This is a genomic window from Pedobacter terrestris (assembly GCF_052343045.1).
Lineage (GTDB): Bacteria > Bacteroidota > Bacteroidia > Sphingobacteriales > Sphingobacteriaceae > Pedobacter.
Genome location: NZ_CP180264.1, coordinates 1 through 14839, shown reverse-complemented (window position 1 = coordinate 14839; position 14839 = coordinate 1). Strand labels below are relative to the sequence as shown.

Genomic DNA, 14839 nt, shown 5'->3' with positions numbered 1-14839 from the left:
ATCAATTTACCGGATTCATCTCATCCATAAAACTTACCAAAGCTTTCAAACTTTTTAACTGTTGCTGAATGGTGTTACAGATTTCATCATTCAGCCCGGTTGTTGCAATATCAATTTCTAATGTTCTAAATGCTGAGGCGAGTGTTTTGGCTCCCATCTGAGCCGTTCTCCCGGCCAGGCGATGCACAATTAATCTGGATTTTTCAGCGTCATTCTGTTTCAGTGCAACGTTCAAAGTACCGGCATCGTCAATACAATCCTGCTTAAAGCGATTTAAAATCTTCTCCAGCATTTGCTGATCGCCAAAAGTCATTTTTTCTATTGAAGAAAAATCATACTCAGGCACTTCAGGAGTAATTTCTGTTTTATCGAAAATAGACAGTAAATCTTCCGCGCGGAAAGGTTTCAGAATTAAACCATCAAAACCTTCACTCAAAACCATTTCGCGTTCTTCTGGCAAAACCTGCGCGGTGATGGCGTAAAACTGCACATGTTCTGGTAATTTTTTTCTCAATACGCGGCACAACTCAATACCATTCATTTCAGGCATACGCATATCAATAAGTACGTATTTCAGATCATCGCTGGGTTGCGCTTTTAGGATTTCAGAAACATGATGAAAATCCCGGAAAGGAATTTTGTTTTTTTGTAAAATCATGGTACACAAATCCAGAATAAGCTGATCATCATCAATTACCCAAACCGTGCCGGTATTTACCACAGCATAATGCTCAAGATCCAAAACTTCTGCAGGCACTTCATCTGTAGTTTCATATTTTATAAATATATTAAAGGTTGTGCCTGCGTTTAGTTTGCTTTTTACATAAATGCGACCACCTTGGTTTTCAATCAATGATTTCACAATAGGCAAGCCCAATCCGGTTCCATTTTGGTTGATCACATATTTCTCCGGAGATTCTATTTGCTCAAATTCATTAAAAATTTTACTGATATCACTTTCGGCAAAACCAATTCCTGTATCCTTAATAGAAAAATTAAAATGCAAATCATCGCCTTGCTTTTTGCAAGAAACCGATAACTTCACCTGGCCTTTTAATGTGAATTTTACGGCGTTACCAATCAGGTTAAACAAAATCTGTTTCAAACGAAAAGCATCACCTTTGATATACAGCACATCCTCAAGCGCATAATCGGCAATTAATTCAAGGTGTTTTTTTTCTGCAAGTGGCCGCATCACAGAAACCACTTCGTCCAAGATTTTCTTAATATCGAAAACTTGATTGTGAAACTTAAATTCGCCAGAAATGATTCGGTTATAATCCAATACTTCATTTACAATTTGCAACAGGTGCACGGAAGATTGGTAAATGGCATTTATATCTTTTTTCTTTGGATGATCCTGATTCGAAACCAATTCTGCATACCCCAAGATGGATTGTAAAGGCGTACGGATTTCGTGGCTCATATTTGAGAGGAAACGTTGTTTGGCTTTGCTGTGGTATTCTGCTTCATCTCTGGCCAATTCCAGCTGTTTCCGGTATCGGTTACTCTTGGTAATATCTGTAAGAATGAAGTAGAGCAAAATTACAGTAATGAGAAAAAAGACAATAATAATTACCGTAATCTGCGTTATTCCATCGTTTACTACAGCTTTTGCCTGCAATCCATTTAAATCTACCTGTGCTACCGCTTCACTTTCCACCTCGCGCAAAATTTGTAAAATCTGGTTGGTTAATGCATTGCTGGCCAAAGAAAGATCGGCTTCTCGTTTTAAAAATTTTTCGCTTTTCTGACGTTGCTCTTTCTCAATATTTTTAAGAGAACCCGTCATACTTTTCATTATACTGTCTTCGGCCTTGGCATTTAATGTATCGCGTATAACTTTAAATTCTTCATTGATGATTTTATATACATCGGCTTTTTTCTTCCCAAACAATTTGCTGAAAAATCCACGCGATTTTTGTTCCTCTTCAGGTGCAACGGTGGTAGTAGAAGTTGTTGTTTCCGTCGTTAGTGTGGCGCTATCGGTTTGCGTTGCACGTTCGGTAACCAAATCATTAAGGCGTTGTACTTCTTCAGAAAAAGATTTGGTATTGACTAATGTCTCGCGCACTTTTAGATACATTATAAACTGCTTATCACGGTCTGAAAGCAATTTTTTAATCGATTTTATTCTACCCAATTGTATTGAATCGCCTCTGTATAATTTCCTTAGCGTATCTAAACTGCTTCTAAGTTTACGCGATTCGCGAAGAAAATTCCCTTGTTTATTGAGTGCTTCATCTCGCTGCAACTGATCCAGCCTGGCAATTTTATGCGACAAATCGTTCACCAATCTCAACCGATCATTCGGGGCAGAAATTTCTTCAACCGTATTTAACATCCGAGTAAAAGCAAACCTGCTAATGCCCCAGGCCATCAACAAAGCAAAACAAGCAAACAAAAAAGCCAAAATAATTTTGCTCCTTATTGCTCTGAAAAAAACACGCTTCTGGTTTTCGGCTGCCATGAATAAAATATCGGTTGGTATTAATAGAACGTTTTTACAACACAAATAACATACCACTAAACGCTATTGATAACGCTTATGGCAAACAAACGAAGGTTTAAAATATTCGCTATTTTTACAAAAAAACGAATCCATGAACCGTATTGATCGCCTTTTCGGGATATTAACCATACTCCAATCCAACAAGTATACTTCTGCAGATCAACTTGCTTCTCGGTTTAATATGAGTATCAGAACCGTTTATCGGGATATACGGGCAATTCAGGAGCAAGGTATACCGGTTGGTTTTGAATCTCACAAAGGTTATTTTCTGATTCAGGGATATTTTCTTCCGCCAATATCTTTCAATTCTGATGAAGCAAATGCGTTGTTGTTGGTAGAAAGTTTGGTGAATGGATTTGCTGATAATTCTATCCGTACACATTATACTGCTGCATTGTCGAAAGTAAAAGCCGTTTTAAAAAACAGCCAAAAAGAAAAATTAGATGGATTGAATGCGCACATCCACTTTCAACTGCCAGAACAATTAAATTATAACTTTAATTTTTTATCGCTGGTACAGCAAGCCATCTCCGATCGAAAAATTTTATGGTTGGAATATAAAAGTGCTAAAAACGAAATGAGTGCGCGCGAAGTTGAACCTATAGGTTTAATTTTTTATGCTTTTAGCTGGCACCTTATCGCCTGGTGCCATTTACGTGGCGAGTATAGGGATTTTAATTTAACGCGGATGATTGAGCTCCGAAACCTAAATATTCCGTTTAAAAAAGAAAAACATATTGCATTAAGCGAATATATGCCTGCACTTCCGGTAAACTATTAATTTCTTTTTTCTGTACTGACATAGGGTTGTCAGTCGCGTGTTTTTTCTTTGTGTCATACCAATCAAAAACAGACATGAGCATAGCAGATTTATTATTAATGGAGATGCACAATATGGAAACAACAAAGCAAAACAACATGGAGATTATTAATTTATTAAAAAAAGAATTTGAGCAGGAAGCGGCTATAACCCAAAAATTTTTACCGCTGGTACCTTTAGATCAGGCAGATTGGGCTCCACATGAAAAAAGCATGAAACTTGGCGCATTGGCTACGCATTTGGCAGAAATTTCCGGATGGATTCATCTTGCGCTGACAACCGAAGAACTCGACTTCGCTGCCAAAGTATATGTGGCGACTCCGATTGCAGACACAGAGGCTCTGCTGGCGCTGTTTCAAAAAGGTTATCATGAGAGTTTAACTGAACTGCAAAAAGCCGATGAACGAGACTTAACCGGGCGATGGATATTGCGTAATGGCGACCAAATCTTAGCTGATTACAGTAAATACGAAATGATCAGGCATTCTTTTAGCCAAACCGCTCACCACCGCGCGCAACTTGGCGTTTATTTTCGGTTGCTGAATATACCGGTGCCAAGCAGTTACGGACCCAGTGCAGATAATTATACTTTTTAAGAAAATCCGGAGTAGATTCTCCGGATTTTTGACACAAATTTTTAGCTTAAAAAGTGCCTCGCAAGTATATTTGTGCGATGAAAACTATATTTGCCATTTGCGGTAGTACCAGAAATGATTCTGCAAACGCGCGTTTAATTCAAGCGATTGGGAATTTTCTTCCTGAAAATTTTGTGCTTAACATTTGGCCAAATATTGATCAGATTCCGCATTTTAACCCAGACTTAGATTCCGATCAGCAAAGCGCGCCCGAAGTGGTCTCAAGCTTTCGAACAGAGATTAAAACAGCAGACGCCATTCTTATGTGTACGCCTGAATATGCGACGGGTTTGCCAGGTTCTTTCAAAAACGCTTTAGACTGGACAGTTTCCTCTGCCAGTTTAACTAAAAAACCAACTTGGGCAATTGTTGCCGCAGTTCAGGGCGAAAAGACTTTCTCCTCTCTCGAAGGTATTTTACAAATACTTGAAGTTGAACCGATCATGCAATTAATTTCTTACGTTGGATCAAAAGTCAACAAAAATGCATAAATTATAGAGGAAGAGACCTTGGAGGCTTTGCAAAAAAACCTGACAATTTTGATCAAACAGATCGAAAGCTCACGGCCGTTTTAGCGATTTAGCTATATTTGTGAAAAAATAAAATATGGAAATCTCGTCGGCCACACGTTTAAATAAGTTTATCAGTGAAAGTGGATTGTGTTCGCGGCGCGAAGCCGATCGTTTTATTGAACGCGGAAATGTATTTATCAATGGCAAACGTGCCAAGGTAGGCGACCAGGTTTTTGCAGGCGACAAAGTTATGGTGAATGGCCATCATATCGAACCTAAAGAAGATTCTAATTTTATTTTACTTGCTTTTAATAAACCTACGGGCATTACGAGTACAACAGAGAGCAACGTGCGCGACAACATTGTGGATTATGTTAATTACAGCGAAAGAATTTTTCCAATTGGCCGTTTGGATAAAGATTCTCAAGGTTTAATTTTCCTCACAAATAATGGCGATATCGTAAACAAAATTCTTCGGGCTGGTAATAAACACGAAAAGGAATACTTGGTTACTGTGAACAAGCCAATTACAGACGATTTTATTTTCGAGATGAGCAATGGCGTACCGATTTTAGGTGTAAATACCCGAAAATGCAAAGTACGTCAGGTCAGCACTTTTGTCTTCAACATTACACTTTTACAAGGTTTAAACAGGCAGATTCGAAGAATGTGCGAACATTTTGATTACGAAGTAACCAGATTGGAACGTACCCGGATTATGAATATAAGCTTAAAAGGTATTCCAACCGGCGAGTTTAGAGAATTGACAGATGAGGAAATGAAAAGCATACTGAAAAGTATTGAAAATTCTTCATCAGAGGCAAAACCGAAATCAAAATCAAGTAATAAGAAAAAAACGAATGCCTGGGAAGAAATTCCGGAATTAAAAGAAGATCAGCCTAAAAAAACATTTAAACCAAAAGCAACTGCTCATAAATCTGGCGGAAAAAGGCCAGGTGCACAATCAACTGCTAAATCAACTGGTAAAAGCAATTCAGGCAATAGAAATGCTAGGCCGGCAAAAGGCAAGCCTTCTGCGAAGACAAATACAAGAGGCAGAGGCAGATAAAGCCAAACAAATGTAAAATTAGGCGATATACAACAGCTTATACTTTCCATTTCTTTACCTTCTATCTTTTTTAAGTACCTTTGCAGCAAATGGTAACAGCAAAGAAACTCGATATTAGGTCATTGGATTTAACCCAGTTGCAGCAACACTTAGTTGCAATGCAACAACCTGCTTTTAGGGCGAAACAAGTCTATCAATGGCTTTGGGAAAAATCTGCGACCAGTTTTGAGCAAATGAGCAACCTGTCTAAGGATCTACGGAAGACATTAGACGAGGGTTTTGTTATTAATGCGGTACAGGTAAATAACTCTCAGTTTAGTAATGACCAGACCATCAAAAATACCTTCCGCCTTGCGGACGGAAATATTGTAGAAGGCGTATTGATTCCACTTGATGACCGGATGACAGCCTGTGTAAGTTCTCAGGTGGGTTGCAGTTTAACCTGCAAATTTTGTGCAACAGGATATATGGATCGTAAACGCAACCTGAATGCCGATGAAATTTACGATCAAGTGGTTTTAATCGATAAACAGGCTAAAGAAAACTACAATCATCCTTTGAGCAATATTGTGTACATGGGAATGGGCGAGCCATTACTTAATTACGCGAATGTATTGAAATCCATTGAGCGCATTACTTCGCCAGATGGCTTAAATATGAGCTATAAACGGATAACAGTTTCTACGGCTGGTATTGCAAAAATGATCAAAAAACTGGGCGATGATGGCGTTAAATTTAATCTTGCACTTTCGCTACATGCTGCAAATGACCAGAAAAGAAATGAAATCATGCCAATCAATGAGGCAAATTCATTACAATCTTTGGCAGAAGCTTTAAAGTACTATTTTGCCAAAACCAAAAACCCTGTTACGTACGAATACATTGTTTTCAATCATTTCAATGATGAAATATCAGACGCAGTAGAACTGGCGAAATTCTGTAAACATATTCCTTGTAAGGTAAACCTAATTGAATACAACCCAATTTCTTTTGCTGATTTTACTAATGCCGAAGGCGATAAAATCGATGCTTTTGCAAATTATCTGAAATCTCAGGGAATTACGACAAATATCAGAAGAAGTCGTGGTAAAGATATCGACGCAGCATGTGGTCAATTAGCTGTTAAAGAGGCTTAAACTTCTTGCAATTCAGCAGTAAGCTTATCTAGAACTGCTACGATTTGCTGAAACGTAGGTCTTTGTGCGGGTACATCAATCAAACAGCTTTTAGTCAACTCTAAATAAGCATCATTATCTTTAATTTGATCCTGATTGGTACAGATCTGCTCTAAATCTTCCAACAGATAGCCGAATGCCAGAACTTCGATGCGTTGTAAATTAAGAGCAGTATCTTTGTCGAAACCAGAATAAATAGATGCTGCACCGAAATCGCCAAATAATGCGTTTCCATCTTGATCAATCAAAATGTTATGGGCATATAAATCACCATGTAAAACACCTTTACTATGTAAATGTTGCCCCACAGAAGCAATTGTACCTGCAATTTTAAACACCTGTTGTAGAGTTAATTTGATTTCATCGCTAAATATATCGCGCGTGCAACTTTGCAAACTTGGTGGGTTTCCTAAATTATAAAAACAATCCGGAATAAGTTCCATAACAAGACCTTGTTTGGCTTGCTCTGGAAGAATTACCTGTCCGAGTAATTTCACCAAACCAAAATGTGTACCTGCAGCGATGTAAGCATTCATCTCATCCAACGGAAACCCGTCACTGGTAACGCTACCTTTAAAAATTTTCACCGCAACGGTTGTACCATTATTGTGCTGAGTTCTGAAAATTGTTCCAGAAGCACCTTCACCCAACATTGTTCCAAATGTTAGTTGTTCTAAAGGTATAGTTGGCGGAGAAATAACATGAGTAATAATATTGAAGTCATTTCCGGAAAAGGCAATCCATGCAAGTTTCGGCATTTCCAATAGCCAAGATGGAAGTACTTTTAATCTATTGGCAGAAATCCTTAATAACCCCAAATTCTGGCACGACTGCAACTCTACCGGTATGACCGAAAGTTGATTTCCGGCAAGCATAAGCTTTTGCATTCGGAAACAATGCCCGATCTCTGCCGGAAGCTCAGTCAATTTGTTATTGGTCAAAATTAGCCATTTGAGGTTAGGATTTAGCGACCCTACAGCAATCGACTCAATTTGATTGGATTTAAACCCTACAATTTCCAATAAGGGGCAATCGCCAAGTACAGATGGAAGTTCTTTAAATTGATTATCTGAGCAAAATAAAATCCGTAAATTTTTAAGCAAACCAAAGTTTTCAGGTAACACACTTATTGAATTACCAGATAGATCTAAAACTTCGAGGGTATCAGCTAGTGAAAAAATCTCCTGTGGAAAATAATTGAGATTTTCAGAAATTTTAAGTGATTTGACTTGGCCCAATTGACCAGAAATAAGTTGTTTTAAAGTATGCACAGGAAATTGTTTCTGCGAAGGTAGCCAATAAACCTTAAACAAGAAACTTAAGTTTTATGGGGAATTGGAATGGGCAAACGTTTACTTTTCTTGTTTTTATCTATTGAGGGATGAGGAGTGATATAAAACAAGAAAACCCTGTAGTGTTTACTACAAGGTTTCTTTAAGGTTCGGCACCGACCTACTCTCCCACGTGTTACCGCAGTACCATCGGCTCTGGTGGGCTTAACTTCTCTGTTCGGAATGGGAAGAGGTGGACACCACCGATATAGGCACCTGAATATTTTTATTAAAGGTTGAGGGTTACAAGATTGAAGGAGGGAAGGTATTACCTTCTGCCTGTTCATCTTTTAGCCTTCCAGCCTTAAATGACATATTATTGAAAGAAGTTAAGCTCGAAGAGCAAACAACGTTATGTTGCTTTTGAAAGCTTCGGGTGATTAGTACTACTCGACTGTGCTGTCGCCAGCTTTACATCTATAGCCTATCAACGTAGTAGTCTGCTACGGCCCTATATGGAATTCTCATCTCGTGGCTAGTTTCGCACTTAGATGCTTTCAGCGCTTATCTATTCCCAGCGTAGCTACTCTGCAATGCCCCTGGCGGAACAACAGATTCACTAGAGGCTAGTCCAACCCGGTCCTCTCGTACTAAGGTCAGCCCCACTCAAAATTCCTACGCCCACAACAGATAGGGACCGAACTGTCTCGCGACGTTCTGAACCCAGCTCGCGTGCCACTTTAATCGGCGAACAGCCGAACCCTTGGGACCTTCTCCAGCCCCAGGATGTGACGAGCCGACATCGAGGTGCCAAACCTCCCCGTCGATATGAGCTCTTGGGGGAGATCAGCCTGTTATCCCCAGCGTACCTTTTATCCTTTGAGCGATGGCCCTTCCATGCAGAACCACCGGATCACTATATCCGTCTTTCGACCCTGATCGACCTGTATGTCTCACAGTCAAGCAAGCTTATGCTATTGCACTCCGCGTACGGTTACCAAGCGTACTGAGCTTACCTTTGAAAGCCTCCGTTACCTTTTTGGAGGCGACCACCCCAGTCAAACTACCCATCAAACAATGTCCTCCAACTTGTGGAGTTAGACACCGAATACAGAAAGGGTGGTATTTCAACGTTGGCTCCACGACGCCTAGCGACGCCGCTTCAAAGCCTCCCACCTATCCTACACATCCTGTACCCAATGTCAATGTTAAATTGTAGTGAAGGTGCATGGGGTCTTTCCGTCCCGTTGCGGGTACCCGGCGTCTTCACCGGGACCACAATTTCACCGAGCTCATGGCTGAGACAGCGCCCAGATCGTTACACCATTCGTGCAGGTCGGAACTTACCCGACAAGGAATTTCGCTACCTTAGGACCGTTATAGTTACGGCCGCCGTTTACTGGGGCTTCGATTCAATGCTTCGCCTTGCGACTGACATCCCCTCTTAACCTTCCAGCACCGGGCAGGTGTCAGGCCTTATACTTCATCTTTCGATTTTGCAAAGCCATGTGTTTTTGTTAAACAGTCGCCTGGGCCTTTTCACTGCGGCTGCCATTGCTGACAGCGCCCCTTCTCCCGAAGTTACAGGGCCATTTTGCCGAGTTCCTTAGCCATGATTCACTCGAGCACCTTAGAATCCTCTTCCCGGATACCTGTGTCGGTTTGCGGTACGGGTTTTTATAACCTGAAGCTTAGCGGTTTTTCTTGGAAGTCTGATTACCTGCGCTATCCACTTACCCGAAGGCTTGCGGTACTATCGACTTTCAGCTAGATCGGCGGATTTGCCTACCGTTCTAATACCTACTGTCTTTAACGATCTATTCCGTCAGATCGCGGCAGTGTCACTACTCCGTCCCCACATCGCAGTTATAAAAAGTACTGGAATATTAACCAGTTGTCCATCGAATTTCCCCTTCGGGTTCTCCTTAGGTCCCGACTAACCCTGATCCGATTAGCGTTGATCAGGAAACCTTATCCTTTCGGTGGGCGGGTTTCTCGCCCGCCTTATCGTTACTTATGCCTACATTTGCTTTTCTATACGCTCCAGCACCCATTACCAGATACCTTCGCTGCATATAGAATGCTCCCCTACCGATATATTTCAATCCCATAGCTTCGGTGTACAATTTAATGCCCGTTTATTATCCATGCCCGGCCGCTCGACTAGTGAGCTGTTACGCACTCTTTAAATGAATGGCTGCTTCCAAGCCAACATCCTAGCTGTCTGTGCAACCGGACCTCGTTAGTTCAACTTAACTGTAACTTGGGGACCTTAGCTGATGGTCTGGGTTCTTTCCCTCTCGGCGCGTGACCTTAGCACCCCGCGCCTCACTGCAGATCATATTTCATAGCATTCGGAGTTTGTCTGGATTTGGTAGGATTTGACTCCCCCGCACCCAATCAGTAGCTCTACCTCTATGAAACTTAATATCCACGCTGTTCCTAAAAACATTTCGGGGAGTACGAGCTATTTCCCAGTTTGATTAGCCTTTCACCCCTACCCACAGATCATCCGGAAACTTTTCAACGTTTATCGGTTCGGTCCTCCAGTACGTGTTACCGCACCTTCAACCTGTCCATGGGTAGATCACAAGGTTTCGCGTCTACCCCCTCTGACTATGCGCCCTATTCAGACTCGCTTTCGCTTCGGATCCGTGCCTTAAACACTTAACCTTGCCAGAGAGGAGTAACTCGTAGGCTCATTATGCAAAAGGCACGCCGTCACTGGACTTGCCAGCTCCGACCGCTTGTAAGTACACGGTTTCAGGTTCTATTTCACTCCCCTGTTCGGGGTTCTTTTCACCTTTCCCTCACGGTACTGGTTCACTATCGGTCTCTCGGGAGTATTTAGCCTTACCGGATGGTGCCGGCAGATTCCCACAAGGCGTCTCCGACCTCGCGGTACTCAGGATACTGTTAGGTCAATGGTACTTACGTGTACAGGGCTATCACCTTGTTTCGCCGGGATTCCCATCCCGTTCCACTTCATTACATTGTAACCACATCACAGTCCTACAACCCCACACATGCCGTAACATGGATGGTTTGGGCTCTTTCCCTTTCGCTCGCCACTACTCAGGAAATCATTGTTATTTTCTCTTCCTCTGCTTACTTAGATGTTTCAGTTCGGCAGGTTTGCTCATTATTGTGACTGGTCTTCAACCAGCCGGGTTGCCCCATTCGGAAATCCCCGGATCAGTTCATATTTGCAGATCCCCAGGGCTTATCGCAGCTTATCACGTCCTTCATCGCCTCCGAGAGCCAAGGCATCCCCCGTGTACTCTTTCTTACTTTCTTCTACTTATACGCCTTTTGCGCCGTATAGTATGCTTTTTTTGCTCTTGTTATGATGTCTCATACCAAACCTCGAGTTACCTCTTAGTCGGGTGAGCACAAACACAACAGTCGCCTATTGTTGTTTGCTCTTCTTTTTAACTTCTTCCAATATGTCAAAGAACTTTACTGAATCTGAAGGTGAAGGGTATAAAGGTATAGGGTGTCATGTGCCCTAACCTAAGCCTTATTTCAGCTTCGTTAGTAAAAAACTGCGGGCTCGAACCGTTTCTATGTGCCCCTATGGCGTTTTCTTCTTGTTTACTTAATGTCAATGTATATTACCAATCCTGATAACCTTTTTTTGTTTTGAAAGCTTTATGCTTTCTTCTTTAAGCGTATAGCTCAAATGTGGAGAATAACGGAGTCGAACCGTTGACCTCCTGCGTGCAAGGCAGGCGCTCTAGCCAGCTGAGCTAATTCCCCGAAAGATTCTGTAGTCCCGTCCAGATTTGAACTGGAGACCCCTACATTATCAGTGTAGTGCTCTAACCAGGCTGAGCTACGGGACTGTAATAAGTAACAGTAGTTATTCGGCAGTATATAGTAGATTGTATATTACCGCTACCGCTTCCTTGTTTCCTGCTAATCTTAATATCATCCTTGTATCTTAACCACAATAGTTCTCTACAATTGATTCATTAATCTTTTGGGTATTTCTTCTTTTTGTCTTTTTTTAAGAGTATCATGTTGCACAGTGGGTAGTCAACCCTGCTCCAGAAAGGAGGTATTCCAGCCGCACCTTCCGGTACGGCTACCTTGTTACGACTTAGCCCCAGTTACCGGTTTTACCCTAGGACGCTCCTTGCGGTTACATACTTTAGGTACCCCCAGCTTCCATGGCTTGACGGGCGGTGTGTACAAGGCCCGGGAACGTATTCACCGCGTCATTGCTGATACGCGATTACTAGCGAATCCAACTTCATGGGGTCGAGTTGCAGACCCCAATCCGAACTGTGAATGGCTTTATGAGATTCGCATACTGTTGCCAGCTAGCTGCCCTCTGTACCATCCATTGTAGCACGTGTGTAGCCCCGGACGTAAGGGCCATGATGACTTGACGTCGTCCCCTCCTTCCTCTCTGTTTGCACAGGCAGTCTGTTTAGAGTCCCCACCATTACATGCTGGCAACTAAACATAGGGGTTGCGCTCGTTGCGGGACTTAACCCAACACCTCACGGCACGAGCTGACGACAGCCATGCAGCACCTAGTTTCGTGTGATTGCTCACTTATTTATCTCTAAATAATTCACTAACTTTCAAGCCCGGGTAAGGTTCCTCGCGTATCATCGAATTAAACCACATGCTCCTCCGCTTGTGCGGGCCCCCGTCAATTCCTTTGAGTTTCACCCTTGCGGGCGTACTCCCCAGGTGGAACACTTAACGCTTTCGCTTAGCCGCTGACTGTGTATCGCCAACAGCGAGTGTTCATCGTTTAGGGCGTGGACTACCAGGGTATCTAATCCTGTTTGATCCCCACGCTTTCGTGCCTCAGCGTCAATTAAACCATAGTAAGCTGCCTTCGCAATCGGTGTTCTGAGACATATCTATGCATTTCACCGCTACTTGTCTCATTCCGCCTACCTCTAGTTCATTCAAGCCCATCAGTATCAAAGGCACTGCGATAGTTGAGCTACCGTCTTTCACCTCTGACTTAACAGGCCGCCTACGCACCCTTTAAACCCAATAAATCCGGATAACGCTTGGATCCTCCGTATTACCGCGGCTGCTGGCACGGAGTTAGCCGATCCTTATTCTTACGGTACATTCAGGCTGGTATACATACCAGTGGTTATTCCCGTACAAAAGCAGTTTACAACCCATAGGGCAGTCTTCCTGCACGCGGCATGGCTGGTTCAGGGTTGCCCCCATTGACCAATATTCCTTACTGCTGCCTCCCGTAGGAGTCTGGTCCGTGTCTCAGTACCAGTGTGGGGGATTCTCCTCTCAGAGCCCCTAGCCATCGTCGCCTTGGTGGGCCGTTACCCCGCCAACTAGCTAATGGCACGCATGCCCATCTTTATCCTATAAATATTTGATCATGAAACAATGCTGTTCTGTGATTTTATGCGGTGTTAATCCGGATTTCTCCGGGCTATCCCCCTGATAAAGGTAGGTTGCATACGCGTTACGCACCCGTGCGCCGGTCTCAAGAAAGCAAGCTTCCTCTACCCCTCGACTTGCATGTATTAGGCCTGCCGCTAGCGTTCATCCTGAGCCAGGATCAAACTCTCCATTGTAAAATGTTCTTTTTGATTCTGACCAGTTTTAACTATCGTTAAAAATAGTCTTCTTTTTTTTAATTTTGTCTGTCAGGTTTTGACTTGAAAATTCAGTTGAGGTATTCTGTACTTGAATACGTACTTCTTTACCCCACTGCGCTACATTGACATCTCTTTTAAGAACTTATTGATCTTCTAAACCTCACGGCCGATCTTTTTGTATATCTTCTGGTTTGTATCTCTTAAAGGTCTTTTTCATCCCTCAATCCACACCAACCATTCAATTCTTTTTTTATCTCCTTCCCGACATCCGCCGTTCCGGTTTCCCTTTCGTTTCCGTTTGGGATTGCAAAGGTAGGAAACTTTTTGTTATTCGCAAGAAAAATATTTTTTATTTTTTTTCCCTAACTCTTTTCGTTGTATTTCAGTTAATCCTTTAATATAACGTCTTCCTATCCTCTTTTCAATTCTTTGCCTTATCTCTTCTCTTTCTCCCTCACCGGCATCCCCTTCCTTCCGAAGCGGAGTGCAAAGGTAGAAAAAAATTATACCCACGCAAATACAATAAACACTATTTCTTTTATCAATCGCTTAAAACCCTGTTTACCAATGAGAAAAATTTAAACGTCTTTCAAAACAATTCGAGCAACTTAAGTGTTTGAAGCCCGCAAGCGTTTCTAACCAGTCTTACCAGAGGATTTCAAAGCGCATTAGCTATCTAAGTTGGCAAATATTTTTTTCTCACCATATAGACATATAGAACATGAAGACATTTTCCCCGTTTGTAACAGGTACATTAGCTATCTCAGATGGTAAATGTTTTTTCTCACCATATAGACATATAGGACATAAAGACATTTTCCCCATTTGTAACAGGCACTTCAATAGACTTTAATTTTAGCCGAATGACATGATTTAGGTCTTGTATCTTTTCAAAGAAAAACACGTTGCGCATTTGAGATGCCAAATGGTTGTTCTCACCATATAGACATATAGAACATGATGACCTTTTGCTTTACTAAAAAATTGCAGTCGTTTTAAGGAAGCTTTAAAGAGTTTATTGATGGTATTTTTCTTCCATTAGTTTTCCAATTAAAAACTTACTACCCCAATCAGTAAAAAGCGAGCGCGAGCAATTCTCTTTACCAAACACAAAACAGCCAATTCCTTTACCCTTTGTTGGCCTCTTCTTTACCTATCCTTCGCTTATTCTTTACCTCCGCTTTACCCAATAGGTAAACAACAGGTAAACGAGGGGTTAACCTGGGGTTAACTTGGTACCTACCTGAT

General features: G+C 41.9%; 7 protein-coding genes, 2 tRNA genes and 3 rRNA genes. 5 read left to right on the top strand and 7 right to left on the bottom strand.

Annotated features, from left to right (window positions below; genetic code table 11):
• Window position 1: 1 nt before the first annotated feature.
• Complete coding sequence (locus ACJVDH_RS00060; RefSeq protein ID WP_443945536.1) at window positions 2-2344, bottom strand: ATP-binding response regulator; 2343 nt, start codon at window positions 2342-2344, stop codon at window positions 2-4.
• Window positions 2345-2603: 259 nt separating this feature from the next.
• On the opposite strand from ACJVDH_RS00060, the gene ACJVDH_RS00055 reads away from it, so the two are divergent.
• The 5 genes from ACJVDH_RS00055 to rlmN all read left to right on the top strand — a co-directional run bounded on the left by ACJVDH_RS00055 (window position 2604) and on the right by rlmN (window position 6684).
• On the top strand, window positions 2604-3293 hold the full coding sequence (locus tag ACJVDH_RS00055) for a helix-turn-helix transcriptional regulator (RefSeq protein WP_443945535.1): 690 nt from the start codon (window positions 2604-2606) through the stop codon (window positions 3291-3293).
• 74 nt (window positions 3294-3367) lie between these two features.
• Window positions 3368-3928, top strand: a complete 561-nt coding sequence (locus ACJVDH_RS00050; protein ID WP_443945534.1) for a DinB family protein — start codon at window positions 3368-3370, stop codon at window positions 3926-3928.
• Window positions 3929-4005: 77 nt separating this feature from the next.
• Complete coding sequence (locus tag ACJVDH_RS00045) at window positions 4006-4458, top strand: NADPH-dependent FMN reductase (protein WP_443945533.1); 453 nt, start codon at window positions 4006-4008, stop codon at window positions 4456-4458.
• A gap of 115 nt (window positions 4459-4573) precedes the next feature.
• Complete coding sequence (gene rluF / locus ACJVDH_RS00040) at window positions 4574-5548, top strand: 23S rRNA pseudouridine(2604) synthase RluF (protein WP_443945532.1); 975 nt, start codon at window positions 4574-4576, stop codon at window positions 5546-5548.
• Window positions 5549-5637: 89 nt separating this feature from the next.
• Window positions 5638-6684 carry a 23S rRNA (adenine(2503)-C(2))-methyltransferase RlmN gene (gene rlmN / locus ACJVDH_RS00035; protein WP_443945531.1) on the top strand — a complete coding sequence of 349 codons (1047 nt, stop codon included), beginning with the start codon at window positions 5638-5640 and terminating at the stop codon, window positions 6682-6684.
• Here rlmN and ACJVDH_RS00030 read toward each other — a convergent pair.
• The 6 genes from ACJVDH_RS00030 to ACJVDH_RS00005 form a co-directional block, all read right to left on the bottom strand.
• Complete coding sequence (locus tag ACJVDH_RS00030; RefSeq protein ID WP_443945530.1) at window positions 6681-7994, bottom strand: leucine-rich repeat-containing protein kinase family protein; 1314 nt, start codon at window positions 7992-7994, stop codon at window positions 6681-6683. The genes rlmN and ACJVDH_RS00030 overlap by 4 nt on opposite strands.
• Window positions 7995-8162: 168 nt before the next feature.
• Window positions 8163-8274 (bottom strand): 5S ribosomal RNA (gene rrf / locus ACJVDH_RS00025).
• Between the two features lie 141 nt (window positions 8275-8415).
• A 23S ribosomal RNA gene (locus ACJVDH_RS00020) occupies window positions 8416-11291 on the bottom strand.
• A gap of 388 nt (window positions 11292-11679) precedes the next feature.
• Window positions 11680-11753: transfer RNA gene (locus ACJVDH_RS00015), tRNA-Ala, on the bottom strand.
• An 11-nt stretch (window positions 11754-11764) separates the two neighbouring features.
• Window positions 11765-11839 (bottom strand) — tRNA-Ile (locus ACJVDH_RS00010).
• 208 nt (window positions 11840-12047) lie between these two features.
• Window positions 12048-13567 (bottom strand): 16S ribosomal RNA (locus ACJVDH_RS00005).
• The 16S, 23S and 5S rRNA genes sit together here with 2 tRNA genes alongside, the layout of an rRNA operon.
• Window positions 13568-14839: the final 1272 nt, after the last annotated feature.